This is a genomic window from Afipia felis ATCC 53690, assembly GCF_000314735.2.
GTDB classification, from domain to species: domain Bacteria; phylum Pseudomonadota; class Alphaproteobacteria; order Rhizobiales; family Xanthobacteraceae; genus Afipia; species Afipia felis.
Genome location: NZ_KB375270.1, coordinates 2,581,001 through 2,599,859, shown reverse-complemented (window position 1 = coordinate 2,599,859; position 18,859 = coordinate 2,581,001). Strand labels below are relative to the sequence as shown.

The window sequence follows — 18,859 nt, the reverse complement described above, 5'->3', positions numbered from 1 at the left end:
TTGACTTGAACGGCCCTGCCGAAAGGTTTAACGGGTTTGCGACTTTCCCGTCACCTTACTTCACAAGGACATTCTCATGGCACGTAACAAGATTGCGTTGATCGGTTCTGGCCAGATCGGCGGCACCCTTGCCCACCTCGTCGGTCTGAAAGAGCTCGGCGACGTTGTGATGTTCGACATCGCCGAGGGCATTCCGCAGGGCAAATCGCTCGACATCGCGCAGTCCTCGCCGATCAGCGGGTTCGATGCCGAAATGAAGGGCACCAATTCGTATGAGGCGCTGGCCGGTGCGGATGTCTGCATCGTCACCGCCGGCGTGCCGCGCAAGCCGGGCATGAGCCGCGACGATCTGCTCGGCATCAACCTCAAGGTGATGGAACAGGTCGGCTCGGGCATTGCGAAATACGCACCCGAAGCTTTCGTGATCTGCATCACCAACCCGCTCGACGCGATGGTCTGGGCGCTGCAGAAGGCCTCCAAGCTGCCGGCGAAGAAGGTGGTCGGCATGGCCGGCGTGCTGGACTCGGCGCGCTTCCGTTATTTCCTCGCCGATGAGTTCAACGTTTCGGTTGAGGATGTCACCGCGTTCGTGCTCGGCGGACACGGCGATTCCATGGTCCCGCTGACGAAGTATTCCACCGTTGCAGGTATCCCGCTGCCAGACCTCGTGAAGATGGGCTGGACCTCGCAGGCTCGCATTGACGAGATCGTGACCCGCACCCGTAATGGCGGCGCCGAGATCGTCAACCTTCTCAAGACCGGCTCGGCCTTCTATGCGCCGGCGGCATCGGCGATCGCGATGGCGGAGAGCTATCTGCGCGACAAGAAGCGTGTGTTGCCCTGTGCCGCCTATCTCAACGGCGAATACGGTGTGAAGGACACTTACGTCGGCGTGCCGGTGGTAATCGGCTCCAAGGGTGTCGAGCGCGTCGTCGAGATCGAACTGTCGGGCAAGGACCGCGAGGCCTTCGACAAGTCGGTCGAGGCGGTGCAGACCCTCACCGACGCCTGCAAAAAGATCGCACCTGATCTGCTCGGAAAATAAGTCGCAGTTTGAGATGTGCGGCGTCCTGCCGCGCATTTTCTTCGTATTTTCAGAATGTCGAACGGCCGGGCATCCCCCGGCCGTTTTCTTATGAAAATTCACTTCTGGTATTTCAAACACCAGAACGCATGCGACGATAGTGCGAATTTCAAATTCATATCTTGTGTCTTTTCTCCGCGAACTTTCGCCCCAAATAGGGTAGAGAGTGCCACATCACATCGATGCAGCAGAATTGAACGCAAGGTTCAGTTTTCCTGACGCATCCCAGCCCATCAGGACGCGATATGTCCCGCCAGGACGCGAACGCCAACTTCGCCCTTACTTCCTTTCTCGACGGCGCCAACGCCACCTATATCGACGAGATGTACTCCCGCTACGATGCGGACCCCTCCTCGGTCGATCCCGAATGGCAGTCGTTCTTCAAAAGCCTCAATGACGCTCCCGCTGATGTCGAAAAGAACGCGCGCGGTCCGTCCTGGGAAAAGCCTAACTGGCCGCTGACCCCCAGCGACGATCTGACCTCCGCGCTCGACGGCAACTGGGCGCAGGTCGAAAAGGTGATGGGCGACAAGATCGCCAAGCGCGCCGCCAGCGCGCCGGCCGCCAGCAACCAGGACGTCCTGCAGGCGACCCGCGATTCGGTCCGCGCCCTGATGCTGATCCGCGCCTACCGCATGCGCGGTCACTTCCACGCCAATCTCGATCCGCTCGGCATCCAGGAGCAGATCGGCCACGAGGAGCTTGATCCGCGCTCCTACGGCTTCACCGACGCCGATTACGACCGCAAGATCTTCCTCGACCACGTGCTCGGTCTCGAATACGGCACGCTGCGCGAGATCGTGACGATCTGCGAACGCACCTATTGCCAGACGCTCGGCGTCGAATTCATGCACATCTCCAATCCGGAGCAGAAGGCATGGATTCAGGAACGCATCGAGGGCCCGGATAAGGAAATCAGCTTCACCCGCGAAGGCCGCCGCGCCATCCTGATGAAGCTTGTCGAGGCCGAGGGCTTCGAGAAATTCTGCGATCTCAAATTCACCGGCACCAAGCGTTTCGGCCTCGATGGTGGCGAGGCGCTGATCCCCGCGCTCGAACAGATCATCAAGCGCGGCGGCAATCTCGGCGTGCGCGACATCGTGCTCGGCATGCCGCATCGCGGACGTCTCAACATCCTCACGCAGGTGATGGGCAAGCCGCACCGCGCGCTGTTCCATGAATTCAAGGGCGGCTCCGCCAACCCCGACGAGGTCGAGGGTTCGGGCGACGTCAAGTATCACCTCGGCGCATCCAGCGACCGCGAGTTCGACAATAACAAGGTTCACCTGTCGCTGACGGCGAACCCCTCGCATCTCGAAATCGTCGACCCGGTGGTGCTCGGCAAGACCCGCGCCAAGCAGGACCAGAACGACGATCCGGAGCGCCTCTCGGTGTTGCCGCTGCTGATGCATGGCGACGCGGCGTTCGCGGGCCAGGGTGTGGTGGCGGAATGTTTCGCGCTGTCGGACCTGAAGGGCTACCGCACCGGCGGCTCGCTGCACTTCATCGTCAACAACCAGATCGGCTTCACGACCTATCCGCGTTACTCGCGCTCCTCGCCGTATCCGTCGGACGTGGCGAAGATGATCGACGCGCCGATTTTCCATGTGAACGGCGATGATCCGGAAGCGGTGGTGTTCGCCGCCAAGGTCGCGGTCGAATTCCGGCAGAAATTCCATAAGCCGGTCGTCATCGACATGTTCTGCTACCGCCGGCACGGCCACAACGAGGGCGACGAGCCCGCGTTCACCCAGCCGGTGATGTACAAGAAGATCGCGACGCATCCTTCGACGCTGGATATCTATTCCAGGCGGCTGATCGCCGATGGCGTGATGACCGAAGGCGAAGTCGACAAGGCGAAGGCCGACTGGCGCGCGCGGCTCGACGCCGAGCTCGAGGCGGGCGGAGGCTACAAGCCGAACAAGGCCGACTGGCTCGACGGCAAGTGGACCGGTTTCAAGTCATCGGAAACCGGCGTCGAAGCTGGCCGCGTGATCACCGGCGTGCCGATCGAAGAGCTCAAGGACATCGGCCGGAAGATCACCGTGGCGCCCGAGGGCTTCCACCTGCATCGTACGGTGCAGCGTTTCCTCGAAAACCGCGCCAAGGCGATCGATAACGGCGAAGGCATCGACTGGGCGACCGGCGAGGCGCTGGCGTTCTCCTCCCTCATGCGTGAAGGACACAATGTCCGCCTATCGGGACAGGATTCGGAGCGCGGCACCTTCTCGCAGCGTCACTCGGTGTTGTTCGATCAGGAAGATGAGAGCCGCTACACGCCGCTCAACCATCTCGGCGGCAAGGTCGGTCAGTACGAGGTCATCAACTCGGCGCTGTCCGAGGAGGCGGTGCTCGCGTTCGAATACGGCTACTCGCTGGCCGAGCCGAACACGCTGACGGCGTGGGAAGCGCAGTTCGGCGATTTCGCCAACGGCGCGCAGGTGGTGTTCGACCAGTTCATCTCCTCGTCCGAGCGCAAGTGGCTGCGCATGTCGGGCCTCGTCTGCCTGCTTCCGCACGGCTATGAAGGTCAGGGACCGGAGCATTCGTCGGCGCGTCTGGAGCGCTTCCTGCAGATGTGTGCGGAAGACAACATCCAGGTCGCCAACCTCACGACGCCTGCGAACTACTTCCACGTGCTGCGGCGTCAGCTCAAGCGCGAATTCCGCAAGCCGCTGATCCTGATGACGCCGAAGTCGCTGCTGCGGCACAAGCGCGCCGTCTCCAGTCTGGCTGAATTCGGGCCGGATACCTCGTTCCATCGCATCCTGCGCGACGACGCGGAGACGGGTGGCGAGATCAAGCTGGTCGAGGATGCCAAGATCCGCCGCGTCATCATGTGCTCGGGCAAGGTCTATTACGACCTGCTCGAGGAGCGCGAGAAGCGCGGTATCGATGACATCTACCTGCTGCGCATCGAGCAGCTCTATCCGGTGCCGCTGAAGACGCTGGTGCAGGTGCTCGAACGCTTCAAGGGCGCCGAGTTCGTCTGGTGTCAGGAAGAGCCGCGCAACATGGGCGCATGGCACTTCATCGAGCCGTATCTCGAGTGGGTGTTGAACCAGATCGGTGCCACCCACAAGCGTCCGCGCTATGCGGGCCGCGCGCCTGCCGCCGCAACCGCGACGGGCCTGATGTCGAAGCATCTGGCCCAGTTGAAGGCGCTGCTCGACGAGGCGCTCGGCTGAGACAATTTGCAGGCGGCGCGCAATGCGCCGCCTCCTGGATTTTTTTGATCGCGTTGGCGGCCCCCGCCGCCGAAAACGCAAAAAGGGCAAGACATGGCTGAAATCCGCGTTCCGACACTCGGCGAATCCGTCACCGAGGCCACCATTGGCCGCTGGTTCAAGAAGACCGGCGATGCCGTCAGCGTCGACGAACCGCTCGTTGAACTGGAAACGGACAAGGTGACCATCGAGGTGCCTGCGCCGTCCGCCGGCACGCTCGGCGAGATCGTTGCCAAGGATGGCGAGACGGTTGCGGTCGGCGCGTTGCTCGGCCAGATCACCGAAGGCGCGGGCAAGCCCGCTGCTGCGAAACCCGCCGAAGCCGCGCCGGCGAAAGCCGCTGCTCCGGCTGCCGCATCTGCCCCAGTGCAGAAGTCCCCACCCGCCGATGCGCCGCAGGCGCCGTCGGTGCGCAAGCTCTCAGCCGAGAGCGGCATCGATGCGGGCACCGTTCCGGGTTCCGGCAAGGATGGCCGCGTCACCAAGGGCGATATGATGGCCGCGATCGAGAAGGCGGCCTCAACGCCGACCCCGATCAATCAGCCTGCGGCGTCACTGCAGGTTCGCGCGCCGTCGCCGGCCGACGACGCCGCACGCGAGGAGCGGGTGAAGATGACCCGGTTGCGCCAGACCATCGCGCGCCGCCTCAAGGACGTGCAGAACACCGCTGCGATGCTGACGACCTTCAACGAGGTCGACATGACCAACGTCATGGCACTGCGCGCGCAGTACAAGGATCTGTTCGAGAAGAAGCATCATTCCAAGCTCGGCTTCATGGGCTTCTTCGTGAAGGCCTGCGTGCAGGCACTGAAGGAAGTCCCCGCCGTCAACGCTGAGATCGACGGCACCGACCTCGTTTACAAGAACTATTATCACGTCGGCGTCGCGGTCGGCACCGACAAGGGCCTCGTGGTGCCGGTGGTGCGCGAGTGCGATCACAAGTCGATCGCCGAGATCGAGAAGAACATCGCCGATTTCGGCAAGCGTGCGCGCGACGGTCAACTCAAGATCGACGAGATGCAGGGTGGCACCTTCACCATCACCAATGGCGGCATCTACGGCTCGCTGATGTCGACGCCGATCCTCAACGCGCCGCAGGCCGGTATTCTCGGTATGCACAAGATTCAGGAGCGGCCCGTCGTGGTCGGCGGCAAGATCGAGATACGTCCGATGATGTATCTGGCGTTGTCCTACGATCACCGCGTCATCGACGGCAAGGAAGCGGTGACCTTCCTCGTGCGGGTTAAGGAAAACCTCGAGGATCCGGCGCGGCTCGTGCTCGATCTGTAATTACGTTTTTCCATCACGTCCGGCCTCGCGCCGGGCGTTCACGTCTCGATGCGGATGGTTGGGGCGAACCGGCCCCGACGATGAAAAGTTCGTTCGGAGTTGTCTCTTATGTCTTTCGATTTGGTTGTCATCGGTACCGGCCCCGGCGGTTATGTCTGCGCGATCCGCGCGGCACAACTCGGCATGAAGGTCGCGGTGGTTGAGAAGAATCCGACCTTCGGCGGCACCTGCCTCAACATCGGCTGCATTCCGTCCAAGGCCTTGCTGCACGCCTCCGAGCGGTTCGAGGAAGCGGCGCACATGCTGCCGAAGATGGGTGTGAATGTCGGCGCGCCGAAGCTCGATCTTCCCGCGCTGATGAAGTTCAAGGACGATGGCGTCGACGGCAACGTCAAGGGCGTCGGCTTTCTGTTCAAGAAGAACAAGATCGAGACCTTTGTCGGCACTGGCCGGATCGCAGCGCCGGGCAAGGTCGAGGTCAAGGGTACGGACGGCAAGACCCAGACGCTGGAGACGAAGAACATCGTCATCGCTACGGGTTCGGATGTCGCGAAGCTGAAGGGCGTCGAGATCGACGAGAAGCGCATCGTGTCGTCCACCGGCGCGCTGAAGCTCGAGACAGTGCCGGAAAAGATGCTGGTGATCGGTGCCGGCGTGATCGGACTCGAACTCGGCTCGGTATGGCGGCGTCTCGGCGCCAAGGTGACCGTGGTCGAATTCCTCGACCGCATCATTCCGGGCATGGATGGCGAGATCGCCAAATCCTTCCAGCGTATCCTCGAGAAGCAGGGCTTCGAGTTCAAGCTCGGCTCCAAGGTCACCGGTGTTGATTCCTCCGGCAAGACGCTGAAGGTGAATATCGAGCCGGCGGCAGGCGGCAAGAGCGAGACGCTGGAAGCCGACGTGGTGCTGGTCGCGATCGGCCGCGTGCCGTACACGGATGGTCTCGGCCTGAAGGAAGCAGGCGTCGAGCTGGATCAGCGCGGCCGCATCAAGACCGACGCGCACCTTGCGACCAATGTGAAGGGCATCTACGCGATCGGCGACGTGATCGCCGGGCCGATGCTCGCGCACAAGGCGGAAGATGAAGGCGTCGCGGTGGCAGAGACGCTCGCGGGCCAGGCCGGCCACACCAATTACGACGTAATCCCGAGCGTGATCTACACCTTCCCGGAGGTCGCGTCGGTCGGTAAGACCGAGGAGGAGGTCAAGCAGGCTGGCGTTGCCTATAACGTCGGCAAGTTTCCCTTCACCGCGAACGGTCGCACCAAGGTCAACCAGACCACCGACGGCTTTGTGAAGATTATCGCCGACGCGAAAACGGACCGCGTGCTTGGCGCGCACATCATCGGCGCGGAAGCGGGCGAGATGATCCATGAATGCGCGGTGCTGATGGAGTTTGGCGGCGCGGCGGAAGACCTCGCGCGCACTTGCCACGCGCACCCGACCCGCTCGGAGGCGGTGAAGGAAGCGGCGATGGCGGTCGCCAAGCGCGCCATTCATATGTGAGGAACGCTGCCGTCAGGCAGTATCAATCGTGATGCTTTGCCCCGTCCTTCACGCGAAGGGCGGGGCTTTTCTTTCGCGCTACATCAGATGCACGGCGTGCGGCGCGAATACGCCGATCGCGGTGAAGACGATGCCGATCACCGCGAGCAGGCCCGATCCCCAGGCCAGCGCCATCATGCCGGTGATGATGGTGGCCGAGGCCAGTACGATGCCGATCTGGAATGCGGCTGAAGCCAGTTCGAAATGATGGTAGCGGGCCGACGCGAGATCTCGGTCATGCTCGGCATGCTTGGCGCGGGCGGCGAGCTGTTCCGAGCCTTCGCCGGTCTCGGGTTCGGAGCGGTAGCGTGCCGCCGTCTTCTGCCAGATTTCGATCTGCTTGGCGGCGGCGGTCCTGAGCGCTTCATCCGAGGATGTATCGCTCGCAACCTTCATCTGCTCGATCGCGGTCTGCACCTGGGTGCGGCGAATGCTCTTGGCCTGGAAGAAGGCCCACAGGTTGGCAGCCTCGACGTTCTTGCTGATCGCCTCGGTCTGCGCGCTTTTGCCGAGCGTCTCCGACAACGCGAGGCACAAGGCGATGATGGCGATCAGGAGGGCGATCTTCTTGTTGGAGCCGGATGCATGTTCGGCATGCTCGGCGTGTTCCATGCTCTCGTGGGCGCTCATCGGTGATTCTCCCGCTATCGATGCGCCACGATTGGCTGAACGCCTGTCGCCGCGCAAGGGCCGCGCAGAGCCGTCACGGCAAATTTTTGATTGTATCGGATCAGCCGATTTTGGGCCTTCACGCTGCGGCGTCCGACCGGCTTTCTGAACAAAAGATAATGCGCGTGTGTCCGATTCCATGAAACCTGACGTGCGTTCTGACGCTTAAATCATTGAAGGAGGGCGGAAAATACAAGGGAAAGGACGGTGCGATGGCCAACGACATCATCCCACGTGACCGGCCGCTGCGACGCCGACTTCATCCGGTGGTCTACGATATCGCCATCGGATTGATCATCTTGTTCACGGTTTCGGCGTGGCTTGTATTTGACCGCAAGGCGGATACGGAGCTGCCGCTTTCGATGATCACGATGTTCTTTGTGATCGCGATTGGGATACCTGCGATCATAGCGCGTGTATGGCGGCGAAAGGCGGACTTATCGGCGGCGGATCGGAGAATTGTGACGTTCCGCGAGTGGATGTCCGGCGAATTTCCTGTCTGGGGCAGTCATATCAGAACATCGGAAGCCATGGTCGATATGCTGCTGCCGCTGGCGGCTGTTTCATTTGGCATGGTTGCGATCGGGATCATTTTTATCATCGTCCGATGACGAGGGGCCGCCTACGCGCGGGGGTGGGCGCTTTGATAGACATCCATCAGCCGTTCGGCGTCGATCCCGGTATAAATCTGGGTGGTCGACAGTGAAGCGTGGCCGAGCAATTCCTGAATAGCGCGCAGGTCGCCGCCACGCGATAAAAGATGGGTTGCGAAGGAATGGCGCAACGCGTGTGGGGTGGCGCTGTCGGGCAGGCCGAGCGCGCCGCGCAGCCGCGCCATCGTCAATTGAATAATGCGGGGTGACAGTGGCCCGCCGCGAGCACCGACAAAGACGGGCTTTTCGGGCGCGAGCGGATAGGGGCACTGGGCGATATAATCCTGCACGGCTTCCAGCACGCTCTGCAGCACCGGCACCATCCGCGTCTTGTTGCCTTTACCCGTCACTGTAATGACATCGCCGCGCCCCGGTTCGGGAATGTCGCGCCGATTTAGCCCGAGCGCCTCGGAAATGCGCAGGCCGGAGCCGTACAGCAGTGCCATCACGGCGGCGTCACGCGCCCAGATCCACGGCGGGCGGTCTTCACCCGCGCGGATGTCGGTCTCCGTCAGATTGCGCGCGGCGGAGACGGCGAGCGGTTTCGGCAGGCTCTTGGAAATCTTCGGCGCGCGGATCGCCGACAGCGCGCCGACCTTGCCCTTGCCTTCGCGTTCGAGAAACCGCCCGAACGAGCGCAGGCCCGCGAGCGCGCGCATGAGCGAGCGGCCGCCGATATCGTCGGAGCGGCGCGAGGCCATGAAGGCACGGATATCGGTCGCCTCAATGGCGGCGAAGGCCTTGAGCGAAACAGGTTTGCCCCAATGCTCCGCGAGGAAGGTCAGGCACTGACGCAAATCGCGCTCATAGGCTTCCAGCGTCTTCGGCGACAGCCGCCGTTCGATCTTGAGATGCGCGAGCCAGCGCGCCGCCTCGGCTTGAATGTCGGCACCGGCGGGCAGGATCGTCTCGGTCGCGCGTTTTGGTTTGGGCATGCCGCCTGACGTATAAATAGAGGCGAGAATCGCTCGCCGGGATCACGGCAATGCCTCGATCCCGAAGGATTGGCGGCCGCCGCGCGGTTGCGATACTCACACCGGGCCGTTTATCCTTTCTTAAATCGCCACGCCGGATGCTCTCATGCCCAGACGAGTTGTCGACGTCCTCGTCCCAGTGGCGTTGAACCAGACCTATTCCTACGCCGTGCCGGACGATCTCAACCTTTCGGTCGGCGATGTCGTGACGGTTCCTCTCGCTGCACGCGAGGTCACAGCCGTCGTCTGGGCGGACAATCCCAGCCTGGATCCCCGCCTGCACAACCGGCTGAAGGACGTGAGCGGCAAGCTCGACGTGCCGCCGTTGCGCGAGGAGCTGCGTCGCTTCGTCGATTGGGTCTCGAATTACACGCTGGCATCTCGCGGCATGGTGGCGCGGATGACGCTGCGCATGGGCGAGCATCTCGGTCCCGAGCGCGTGCGCCTCGGCGTGCGGCTTGTGGGCGCGCCGCCTGCGCGGATGACGGCGGCGCGGGCCCGCGCGCTCGATTTGCTCTCGGATGGATTGCTGCGCGCAAAATCCGAAGCCGCGCAGGAGGCGGGCGTCAGCGCTTCGGTCATCGACGGGCTTGTCGATGAAGGCACACTCGCGATCGAGCCGATGCCGCGCGAAAAGCCGATGCAGCCGCCGGACCCGTCATTCGCCGAGCCTGATTTTTCGCCGGAACAAAAGGTCGCGGCGGAGCAGATGCGCGAACTCGCCGCGCATGATGGATTTGCGGTCGCGCTGATCGACGGTGTCACCGGATCCGGCAAGACCGAAGTGTATTTCGAGGCGGTCGCCGAGATCATCCGCAAGGGACGGCAGGCGCTGATCCTGATGCCGGAAATCGCACTGACGGGGCAGTTCCTCGAACGCTTCGCACTGCGCTTTGGCGTGCGGCCGGTCGAATGGCATTCCGAACTGACGCCGCGTACCCGCGCGCGCAACTGGCTCGCGGTCGCGAACGGCGAAGCGCAGATCGTGGTCGGCGCACGGTCGGCGCTGTTCCTGCCTTATGCCGATCTCGGGCTGATCGTGGTCGATGAGGAACACGACCAAGCTTACAAGCAAAGCGACGGTGCGCATTATCACGCCCGCGATATGGCGGTGGTGCGCGGACACATCGCGAAGATCCCGGTGGTGCTGGCGTCAGCGACGCCGTCGGTCGAGACAGAGGTAAACGCGCGCACCGGGCGCTATCGGCGCATCGCACTGCCGTCGCGTTTCGGCGGTCAGCACATGCCGCATATCGAGGCCATCGATCTCAAGCGCGAAGGGCCTTCGCGCGGGCGCTTCATCTCGCCGCCACTCGCGGAAGCGGTGAAATTCGCGGTGGAACGCAAGGAACAGGCGTTGCTGTTTCTCAACCGCCGCGGCTATGCGCCGCTGACGCTGTGCCGCGCCTGCGGCCACCGCTTCTCATGCAACATCTGCGACGCGTGGCTGGTCGATCATCGCTTCCGCCAGCGTCTCGTCTGCCATCACTGCGGCTTCTCGATGCCGCGTCCGCATCTGTGCCCGCAATGCGGTGCCGAGGAATCGCTCGCCGCGATTGGCCCCGGCGTGGAGCGGTTGCAGGAAGAGGCTGCGAATCTCTTTCCCGATGCGCGCACCATGATCCTGTCGAGCGATCTCATCACCTCGATCGAGACGATGCGCGCGGAACTCAACGAGATTGCGGAAGGCCGCGTCGACATCATCATCGGCACGCAGCTCGTGGCGAAGGGACATAATTTCCCGCGTCTGAATCTCGTCGGCGTGATCGATGCCGATCTCGGTCTCGGCAACGGCGATCCGCGCGCCGCCGAACGGACGTTCCAGTTGCTCAATCAGGTGATCGGGCGCGCCGGGCGCGAGCAGGGGCGCGGTGTCGGCTATCTGCAGACGCACCAGCCCGAACATCCGGTGATGAAGGCGCTGATCGCCTCGAATCGCGAGGCGTTCTACGACAGCGAGATTGAAGCGCGCGAACGCGCCGCTTATCCGCCGTTCGGACGGCTCGCGGCGCTGATCGTCTCGGCGGCGAACCGGCCGGATGCGGAAGGCTTTGCGCGCAAACTCGCGGGCCTCGCGCCGCGCGACGAGCATGTCGTGGTGCTGGGACCTGCGGAGGCGCCGCTTGCCGTCATCAAGGGGCGCTACCGCTTTCGTCTTCTGGTCAAATCGTCGCGCGGCTTCGATCTGTCGGGATATCTGCGCGCGTGGCTTGCGGAAGCGCCGAAGACCAAGGGCAGTCTCACCCTGGAAGTCGATGTCGATCCGCAGAGCTTTTTGTAAGCTCAAAATGAAAGAGCCGGCATTTGCGCCGGCTCTCATCACTCATACTCAACTTACTTTACGCAGACGCAACGCTTACTGAACTTCTGCGACCACTCGGCCGACGCCGCGGCCGGTCAGGCCGATGGCATGCGCGGCACCCTTGGAGAGATCGAGCACGCGGCCGCGGATGAACGGGCCGCGATCGTTGACGGTGACGACGACGCTGCGGCCGCCATGGGTGACCTTGAGGCGCGTGCCGAAGGGCAGGGTGCGGTGGGCGGCGGTCATGGCGTTCTGGTTGAAACGCTGGCCGGAAGCGGTGCGGCTGCCGGATTCGTTGCCGTAGTAGGAAGCTATCCCCGAAAAACTGCGGCCGTGGCTATGGCCGCTGGAAACAGGAACATCAAGAGAAGCATTGGCTTCGCGCCAGGACTTCTTGTGGCTGCGAGCTTCGCTCGCCTGGGTGCTGAGGCCGAGAACACAAATCACCGAGAAAGCGGCCAGCGAGGTATTCCGAATTGTAGAGGCTGCGCGCTGCGCCTTCCCTGAAGTCTTCAACATTCAATCGTCCTTATGCCTGTCTATCCATCCGACGAGCAGGCTATAGAAAGATTGCCGTTGCTCGGTTCGGGGCTGGTTCTTCGATCAATGAGGCATAAACAGGGCGTTTATCAAGTTCCGTACCCCTTCGCATATTGGGAGAGAACGTGGCGGAACCTGCGATGAGCTGTTGAATACTGAAGTTATATAAAGTTCAGATAATAATATACTCATCTATACTTAATAACGAAGGTTAGGGTTGGGCCCCGCACAGTAAACGGCGAATGGGCGCGGACGTCTCAGTTCCTGTCATTTTGCATATCGTCATGAGGCAGGCGGGACGCTGCGCATGGCGACCGCTTCGAAGGTCTCACGATCTGCGACAGTCGGGCGGATCAGTTTCCGGAACGGCAGGCATCTGCGACCTTCGATTTTCGACTGGTAGTTATGGTCATATTGCGCCTGCCAGCGCCCTATGTTAGCAAGCCCGCGTTTTCACGATGCTGAACATATCGGTTCGGCCGGAAATCGAAGTCCAGCTTGAATCTCAAGGACTTACATCGCTCGGCGCGAATTCATGGCGCCTGTTCAAATCGCGATGGATTTTTCTTGGGTCTTCAACAGCAGAGAGCATTTCGTGGCTACTGACGATACCTCAGTTTCAGGCGTGGCCGGACGGTACGCGACCGCCCTGTTCGAACTGGCCCGGGACCAGAAATCCATCGATTCGGTGCGGGCCGATGTCGACAAATTCGCCGGCCTGCTCGCCGAAAATGAAGATCTGGTGCGGCTTGTCCGCAGCCCGGTTTTCACGGCGCAAGAGCAGGGCAAGGCGCTCGACGCGGTGCTCGCCAAGGCGGGTATCACCGGCATCGCCGCCAACTTCCTGAAGGTTTTGACCGCCAATCGCCGCCTGTTCGCGGTGAATGACGTGATCCGCGCATTCCGCGTGCTGGTGGCGAAATTCCGTGGTGAAGCCACGGCCGACGTCACCGTCGCCGAACCGCTCAACGACAAGAATCTCGACGCGCTGAAGGCTTCGCTGAAGTCAGTGACAGGCAAGGACGTCGATCTCAACGTGAATGTCGATCCCTCGATCATCGGCGGGCTTATCGTCAAGCTCGGCAGCCGCATGGTCGATAGTTCGCTTCGCACCAAACTCAATTCGATCAAGCACGCGATGAAAGAGGCAGGCTGATGGACATCCGCGCCGCGGAAATTTCCGCAATCCTCAAGGACCAGATCAAGAATTTCGGCCAGGACGCTGAAGTTTCCGAGGTGGGTCAGGTTCTCTCCGTTGGCGACGGCATTGCCCGCGTCTACGGTCTCGACAACGTCCAGGCGGGCGAAATGGTCGAGTTCGAGAACGGCACGCGCGGCATGGCGCTGAACCTTGAAAGCGACAACGTCGGTATCGTTATTTTCGGCGCCGACCGCGAGATCAAGGAAGGCCAGACCGTCAAGCGCACCCGCGCCATCGTGGACACCCCGGTCGGCAAGGGTCTGCTTGGCCGCGTCGTCGACGCGCTCGGCAACCCGATCGACGGCAAGGGCCCGATCCAGGCGTCTGAGCGCAAGCGCGTCGACGTCAAGGCGCCCGGCATTATTCCGCGCAAGTCGGTCAACGAGCCGATGGCGACCGGCCTCAAGGCGGTTGACGCTCTGATCCCCGTCGGCCGCGGCCAGCGCGAGCTGATCATCGGTGACCGTCAGACCGGCAAGACCGCGATCGCGCTCGACACCATCCTCAACCAGAAGCCGCTCAACGCTGCGGGTGCTCCGGAGAGCCAGAAGCTCTACTGCGTCTACGTCGCGGTCGGCCAGAAGCGCTCCACCGTTGCGCAGTTCGTGAAGGTGCTCGAGGAGCAGGGCGCGCTGGAATATTCCATCGTCGTCGCCGCGACCGCTTCGGACCCGGCACCGATGCAGTACCTCGCGCCGTTCACCGGCTGCACCATGGGCGAGTACTTCCGCGACAACGGCATGCACGCCGTCATCATCTATGACGACCTCTCCAAGCAGGCCGTCGCCTACCGTCAGATGTCGCTGCTGCTGCGCCGCCCGCCGGGCCGCGAAGCCTATCCAGGCGACGTGTTCTACCTGCACTCCCGCCTGCTCGAGCGTTCGGCGAAGCTGAACGACGATCACGGCAATGGCTCGCTGACCGCGCTGCCGGTTATTGAGACGCAGGCGAACGACGTGTCGGCCTACATTCCGACCAACGTGATCTCGATCACCGACGGCCAGATCTTCCTGGAAACCGACCTGTTCTTCCAGGGCATCCGCCCGGCGGTGAACGTCGGCCTGTCGGTGTCGCGCGTCGGCTCCGCCGCGCAGACCAAGGCGATGAAGAAGGTCGCTGGCAAGATCAAGGGCGAGCTCGCGCAGTACCGCGAAATGGCGGCGTTCGCGCAGTTCGGCTCCGACCTCGACGCCTCGACCCAGCGCCTGCTCAACCGCGGTTCGCGCTTGACCGAACTCCTGAAGCAGCCGCAGTTCTCGCCGCTGAAGATGGAAGAGCAGGTCGCCGTGATCTGGGCCGGCACCAACGGCTATCTCGATGCGCTGCCGCTCAACAAGGTGCGCGCGTTCGAGGACGGCCTGTTGTCGCTGCTGCGTGGCAAGCACGTCGATCTTCTCAACGCGATCCGCGACTCGAAGGATCTGTCCGACGACTCCGCCGCCAAGCTCAAGAGCGTGGTGGACGGCTTCGCCAAGTCGTTCGCGTAAATACCATCATGGCCGGGCTCGTCCCGGCCATTCTTTGAAGTGGCAGGACGTCTTAACGATCGGATCGATGATCTGATTGTCGGAGTGAAATAGAGAGAATGGCTTCGCTCAAGGACATGCGTGTCCGCATCGCCTCGACCAAGGCGACGCAGAAGATCACCAAGGCCATGCAGATGGTCGCGGCCTCGAAGCTGCGCCGTGCGCAGACCGCGGCCGAAGCCGCGCGGCCCTATGCCGAGCGCATGGATGCGGTGATCTCCAACATCGCCGGCGCTGCGGCGGGTTCCGACAGCGCGCCGCTGCTGCTGACCGGCACCGGCCGCGATCAGGTTCAGCTTCTGCTGGTCTGCACCGGCGAGCGCGGCCTGTCGGGCGCGTTCAACTCCTCGATCGTGCGCCTGGCGCGCGAACGTGCGCTGGCGCTGATGAACCAGGGCAAAGAGGTCAAGATTTTCTGCGTTGGCCGCAAGGGCTACGAGCAGCTCCGCCGCCAGTTCGAAAAGAACATCGTCGGCCACATGGAGCTGCGCTCCGTGAAGGTGCTCGGCTACAAGAACGCCGAGGAGATCGCCAAGAAGGTCGTCACGATGTTCGACGCCGGCGAATTCGATGTCTGCACGCTGTTCTATGCGCAGTTCAAGTCGGTGATCGCGCAGGTGCCGACCGCGCAGCAGGTCATTCCGCTGGTGGTCGAAGCCAAGGAAGACGCGACCACGTCGGCTTCCGCCGTTTACGACTACGAGCCGGAGGAGAACGAGATTCTCGCCGACCTTCTGCCGCGCAACCTCGCGATCCAGATTTTCCGCGCGCTCCTCGAAAACAACGCGTCGTTCTATGGCGCGCAGATGAGCGCGATGGACAACGCGACCCGCAACGCGGGTGAGATGATCCGCAAGCAGACCCTGATCTACAACCGCACCCGCCAGGCGATGATTACGAAGGAACTGATCGAAATCATCTCCGGTGCTGAAGCAGTCTGAGGAGAAGCGAAATGTCTTATTCGACCAAGGCAACGACTTCGGGTGGACGCAACGGCCGCGCCGTTCTCGACAATGGCGGCCTCGCTCTGGCGATGGCGCTCCCCAAGGAACTCGGCGGCAACGGCGACGGTCATAACCCGGAGCAGCTGTTCGCGCTCGGCTGGTCGGCCTGTTTCGGTCAGGCCATTCTCGTGCTCGCCAAGAAGCACGGTCTTGATGGCCAGGCTGCCAAGGTGACCTGCGATGTCACCCTCAACGTCAACGACGGCGCGTTCTCGCTCGCCGCTGAACTGAAAGTCGCCCTGCCGGGCGCCGACAAGGCCAAGCTTCAGGCCCTGATCGAAGATGCTCACACGATTTGTCCGTATTCGAAGGCGACCAAGGGCAACGTGCCCGTCAAGCTGACCGCCGTCTAAGTTATCAAGGAGAGAGTTTCCATGGCCCAACCCGCCAACCAGGTCGGACGCATCACGCAGGTCATCGGCGCCGTCGTCGACGTGCAGTTCGACGGCTATCTGCCGGCGATCCTCAATGCGATCGAAACCAAGAACCAGGGCAACCGCCTCGTTCTCGAAGTCGCGCAGCATCTCGGTGAATCCACCGTGCGCGCGATCGCGATGGACACCACCGAGGGTCTGGTGCGCGGTCAGGAAGTCACCGACACCGGCTCGCCGATCAAGGTGCCGGTCGGTGAGGGCACGCTCGGTCGCATCATCAACGTCATCGGTGAGCCGGTCGACGAAGGTGGTCCGGTCAAGGCGGACGGTACCCGTGCGATCCATCAGGAAGCGCCGAGCTACACCGACCAGTCGACTGAGGCTGAAATTCTCGTCACCGGCATCAAGGTCGTCGACCTGCTGGCTCCGTATGCGAAGGGCGGCAAGATCGGCCTGTTCGGCGGCGCGGGCGTTGGCAAGACCGTGCTCATTCAGGAACTGATCAACAACGTCGCGAAGGCCCACGGTGGTTACTCCGTGTTCGCCGGCGTTGGCGAGCGTACCCGCGAAGGTAACGACCTCTATCACGAGTTCATCGAATCTGGCGTGAACAAGAAGGGTGGCGGCGAAGGCTCGAAGTGCGCTCTCGTGTACGGCCAGATGAATGAGCCGCCGGGCGCCCGCGCGCGTGTCGCTCTCTCCGGCCTCACCATCGCGGAAGACTTCCGCGACAAGGGCCAGGACGTGCTGTTCTTCGTCGACAACATCTTCCGCTTCACGCAGGCGGGTTCGGAAGTGTCGGCGCTGCTCGGCCGTATTCCTTCGGCGGTGGGTTATCAGCCGACGCTCGCGACCGACATGGGCGCGCTGCAGGAGCGCATCACCACCACGACCAAGGGCTCGATCACCTCGATCCAGGCGATTTACGTTCCGGCCGACGACTTGACCGACCCGGCGCCTGCGACGTCGTTCGCCCACTTGGACGCGACGACGACGCTCAACCGTTCGATCGCCGAAAAGGGCATCTACCCGGCGGTGGACCCGCTCGACTCGACCTCGCGCATGCTGTCGCCGCTGGTTGTCGGTGACGAGCATTACGCGGTGGCCCGTCAGGTGCAGCAGATCCTTCAGCGCTACAAGGCGCTGCAGGACATCATCGCCATTCTCGGCATGGACGAGTTGTCGGAAGACGACAAGATCGCGGTCGCCCGCGCCCGCAAGATCGAGCGCTTCCTGTCGCAGCCGTTCCACGTCGCTGAAATCTTCACCGGCTCGCCGGGCAAGTTCGTCGAGCTCGCCGACACCATCAAGGGCTTCAAGGGCCTTTGCGAAGGCAAGTACGATCACCTGCCGGAAGCGGCCTTCTACATGGTCGGCACCATTGAAGAAGCCGTCGAGAAGGGCAAGAAGCTCGCAGCGGAAGCGGCGTAATCGCGATGGCCAACAACTTCCACTTCGACCTCGTTTCGCCGGAGAAGATCGCTTTCTCCGGTGAAGTTGAGCAGGTCGACGTTCCGGGCGTCGAGGGTGACTTCGGCGTGCTGGCGGGTCATTCGCCGCTGGTCGCAAGTGTCCGTCCTGGCATCCTCGTGGTGACCGTCGGTGGCAAGCAGGAAAAGATCATCGTGCTCGGCGGCCTCGCTGAAGTCTCTGACAAGGGACTCACTGTGCTGGCCGACACCGCGACCTCGCTTGCCGAACTCGACCGTGCGGCATTCGCCAAGCAGATCGAGGAGATGGAAGAAAACCTGAAGGATACAGAGCCGGGCAACGCGCTCGATCGCGCGATCTCGCGGCTCGACCACTTCAAGATCATCCAGCAGCGCATCACCTCGACCGGGATGCACTGAGACTTCCTGTTTTGAAAATTAAGAAGCCCCGCTTTTGCGGGGCTTTTTTCATTTGGTGTTCTGGCCATGCCGCGCGTAGAGCGATACTTGCTCAGGCGCTCACTTCCCGGCGAAGCGCGAGAATTCCTGCACAACCCGCTCATAGACCGGGCGTTTGAATGGCACGACGAGGTCGGGAAGATTCTCCATCGGCTCCCAGCGCCAATCGATGAACTCCGGTTTGTGCCCGGCGGGTGAAACGACGTTGATCTCGCTGTCCTGGCCGGTGAAGCGGATCGCGAACCACTTCTGCCGCTGTCCGCGGAAGCGGCCTTTCCACGCGCGCCCTGCGATGGTGCGTGGAATGTCGTAGGTCAGCCAGTCCGGTGCCTCGGCGAGCTTTTCCACCGAGCGCGCATTGGTCTCCTCGAAAAGTTCGCGGCGCGCGGCTTCCCAGTGATCTTCGCCGGGATCGATGCCGCCTTGCGGCATCTGCCAGACGTGAGACTGATCGACATGCTCAGGTCCGCCGGCCCGCCGGCCGATAAAGACCAGCCCCTTCGGGTTGAGCAGCATCATGCCGACGCAACTCCGGTAGGGCAGATCATCGTAACGCGACATCGTGCAGACCTCAG

Annotated in this window: 16 protein-coding genes; 12 read left to right on the top strand and 4 right to left on the bottom strand. The window is 62.4% G+C overall.

Going from position 1 to position 18,859, the window contains the following annotated elements:
- Window positions 1-76 precede the first annotated feature (76 nt).
- The 4 genes from mdh to lpdA all read left to right on the top strand — a co-directional run bounded on the left by mdh (window position 77) and on the right by lpdA (window position 7,110).
- On the top strand, window positions 77-1,045 hold the full coding sequence (gene mdh, locus HMPREF9697_RS12330) for a malate dehydrogenase (protein WP_002717556.1): 969 nt from the start codon (window positions 77-79) through the stop codon (window positions 1,043-1,045).
- Window positions 1,046-1,329: 284 nt separating this feature from the next.
- Window positions 1,330-4,272 (top strand): 2-oxoglutarate dehydrogenase E1 component, encoded by a 2,943-nt coding sequence (locus HMPREF9697_RS12325; RefSeq protein WP_002717555.1) that lies wholly within the window; start codon window positions 1,330-1,332, stop codon window positions 4,270-4,272.
- Window positions 4,273-4,365: 93 nt separating this feature from the next.
- Window positions 4,366-5,601 (top strand): 2-oxoglutarate dehydrogenase complex dihydrolipoyllysine-residue succinyltransferase, encoded by a 1,236-nt coding sequence (gene odhB / locus HMPREF9697_RS12320; protein WP_002717554.1) that lies wholly within the window; start codon window positions 4,366-4,368, stop codon window positions 5,599-5,601.
- A gap of 108 nt (window positions 5,602-5,709) precedes the next feature.
- Entirely contained in the window at window positions 5,710-7,110 is a 1,401-nt protein-coding gene (gene lpdA / locus HMPREF9697_RS12315) for a dihydrolipoyl dehydrogenase (RefSeq protein WP_002717553.1), read from the top strand.
- Between the two features lie 78 nt (window positions 7,111-7,188).
- Here the strand turns inward: lpdA and HMPREF9697_RS12310 are convergent, their stop codons facing one another.
- A complete protein-coding gene (locus tag HMPREF9697_RS12310; protein ID WP_002717552.1) occupies window positions 7,189-7,779 on the bottom strand; it encodes a DUF4337 domain-containing protein in 591 nt (196 codons plus the stop codon).
- A gap of 251 nt (window positions 7,780-8,030) precedes the next feature.
- Between HMPREF9697_RS12310 and HMPREF9697_RS12305 the strand changes: the two genes are divergently transcribed.
- On the top strand, window positions 8,031-8,429 hold the full coding sequence (locus HMPREF9697_RS12305; RefSeq protein ID WP_002717551.1) for a hypothetical protein: 399 nt from the start codon (window positions 8,031-8,033) through the stop codon (window positions 8,427-8,429).
- 11 nt (window positions 8,430-8,440) lie between these two features.
- Here HMPREF9697_RS12305 and HMPREF9697_RS12300 read toward each other — a convergent pair whose 3' ends face one another.
- Entirely contained in the window at window positions 8,441-9,406 is a 966-nt protein-coding gene (locus tag HMPREF9697_RS12300) for a tyrosine recombinase XerC (RefSeq protein WP_002717550.1), read from the bottom strand.
- 145 nt (window positions 9,407-9,551) lie between these two features.
- Between HMPREF9697_RS12300 and HMPREF9697_RS12295 the strand changes: the two genes are divergently transcribed.
- Window positions 9,552-11,726: a primosomal protein N' gene (locus HMPREF9697_RS12295; RefSeq protein WP_002717549.1), complete on the top strand. Its 2,175-nt coding sequence runs from the start codon at window positions 9,552-9,554 to the stop codon at window positions 11,724-11,726.
- A gap of 75 nt (window positions 11,727-11,801) precedes the next feature.
- Here the strand turns inward: HMPREF9697_RS12295 and HMPREF9697_RS12290 are convergent, their stop codons facing one another.
- Complete coding sequence (locus HMPREF9697_RS12290; RefSeq protein WP_002717548.1) at window positions 11,802-12,269, bottom strand: septal ring lytic transglycosylase RlpA family protein; 468 nt, start codon at window positions 12,267-12,269, stop codon at window positions 11,802-11,804.
- A gap of 616 nt (window positions 12,270-12,885) precedes the next feature.
- Here HMPREF9697_RS12290 and HMPREF9697_RS12285 point away from each other — a divergent pair.
- The 6 genes from HMPREF9697_RS12285 to HMPREF9697_RS12260 all read left to right on the top strand — a co-directional run bounded on the left by HMPREF9697_RS12285 (window position 12,886) and on the right by HMPREF9697_RS12260 (window position 18,245).
- Window positions 12,886-13,446, top strand: a complete 561-nt coding sequence (locus HMPREF9697_RS12285; protein ID WP_040308258.1) for a F0F1 ATP synthase subunit delta — start codon at window positions 12,886-12,888, stop codon at window positions 13,444-13,446.
- Complete coding sequence (gene atpA, locus HMPREF9697_RS12280; RefSeq protein ID WP_002717546.1) at window positions 13,446-14,978, top strand: F0F1 ATP synthase subunit alpha; 1,533 nt, start codon at window positions 13,446-13,448, stop codon at window positions 14,976-14,978. The genes HMPREF9697_RS12285 and atpA overlap by 1 nt, the downstream gene beginning before the upstream one ends.
- A 98-nt stretch (window positions 14,979-15,076) precedes the next feature.
- Window positions 15,077-15,958 (top strand): F0F1 ATP synthase subunit gamma, encoded by an 882-nt coding sequence (locus HMPREF9697_RS12275; RefSeq protein ID WP_002717545.1) that lies wholly within the window; start codon window positions 15,077-15,079, stop codon window positions 15,956-15,958.
- Between the two features lie 11 nt (window positions 15,959-15,969).
- A complete protein-coding gene (locus HMPREF9697_RS12270) occupies window positions 15,970-16,374 on the top strand; it encodes an organic hydroperoxide resistance protein (protein WP_002717544.1) in 405 nt (134 codons plus the stop codon).
- Between the two features lie 21 nt (window positions 16,375-16,395).
- Entirely contained in the window at window positions 16,396-17,826 is a 1,431-nt protein-coding gene (gene atpD / locus HMPREF9697_RS12265; protein WP_002717543.1) for a F0F1 ATP synthase subunit beta, read from the top strand.
- A gap of 5 nt (window positions 17,827-17,831) precedes the next feature.
- Window positions 17,832-18,245 (top strand): F0F1 ATP synthase subunit epsilon, encoded by a 414-nt coding sequence (locus tag HMPREF9697_RS12260; protein WP_002717542.1) that lies wholly within the window; start codon window positions 17,832-17,834, stop codon window positions 18,243-18,245.
- A 99-nt stretch (window positions 18,246-18,344) separates the two neighbouring features.
- On the opposite strand, the gene HMPREF9697_RS12255 is transcribed toward HMPREF9697_RS12260, so the two are convergent.
- Window positions 18,345-18,845: an RNA pyrophosphohydrolase gene (locus HMPREF9697_RS12255; protein ID WP_002717541.1), complete on the bottom strand. Its 501-nt coding sequence runs from the start codon at window positions 18,843-18,845 to the stop codon at window positions 18,345-18,347.
- Window positions 18,846-18,859: the final 14 nt, after the last annotated feature.

Coding starts and splice junctions, on each gene's coding strand:
- mdh (WP_002717556.1), top strand. CDS start 77: ATGGCACGTAACAAGATTGCGTTGATCGGTTCTGGCCAGATCGGCGGC.
- HMPREF9697_RS12325 (WP_002717555.1), top strand. CDS start 1,330: ATGTCCCGCCAGGACGCGAACGCCAACTTCGCCCTTACTTCCTTTCTC.
- odhB (WP_002717554.1), top strand. CDS start 4,366: ATGGCTGAAATCCGCGTTCCGACACTCGGCGAATCCGTCACCGAGGCC.
- lpdA (WP_002717553.1), top strand. CDS start 5,710: ATGTCTTTCGATTTGGTTGTCATCGGTACCGGCCCCGGCGGTTATGTC.
- HMPREF9697_RS12310 (WP_002717552.1), bottom strand. CDS start 7,779: ATGAGCGCCCACGAGAGCATGGAACACGCCGAGCATGCCGAACATGCA.
- HMPREF9697_RS12305 (WP_002717551.1), top strand. CDS start 8,031: ATGGCCAACGACATCATCCCACGTGACCGGCCGCTGCGACGCCGACTT.
- HMPREF9697_RS12300 (WP_002717550.1), bottom strand. CDS start 9,406: ATGCCCAAACCAAAACGCGCGACCGAGACGATCCTGCCCGCCGGTGCC.
- HMPREF9697_RS12295 (WP_002717549.1), top strand. CDS start 9,552: ATGCCCAGACGAGTTGTCGACGTCCTCGTCCCAGTGGCGTTGAACCAG.
- HMPREF9697_RS12290 (WP_002717548.1), bottom strand. CDS start 12,269: ATGTTGAAGACTTCAGGGAAGGCGCAGCGCGCAGCCTCTACAATTCGG.
- atpA (WP_002717546.1), top strand. CDS start 13,446: ATGGACATCCGCGCCGCGGAAATTTCCGCAATCCTCAAGGACCAGATC.
- HMPREF9697_RS12275 (WP_002717545.1), top strand. CDS start 15,077: ATGGCTTCGCTCAAGGACATGCGTGTCCGCATCGCCTCGACCAAGGCG.
- HMPREF9697_RS12270 (WP_002717544.1), top strand. CDS start 15,970: ATGTCTTATTCGACCAAGGCAACGACTTCGGGTGGACGCAACGGCCGC.
- atpD (WP_002717543.1), top strand. CDS start 16,396: ATGGCCCAACCCGCCAACCAGGTCGGACGCATCACGCAGGTCATCGGC.
- HMPREF9697_RS12260 (WP_002717542.1), top strand. CDS start 17,832: ATGGCCAACAACTTCCACTTCGACCTCGTTTCGCCGGAGAAGATCGCT.
- HMPREF9697_RS12255 (WP_002717541.1), bottom strand. CDS start 18,845: ATGTCGCGTTACGATGATCTGCCCTACCGGAGTTGCGTCGGCATGATG.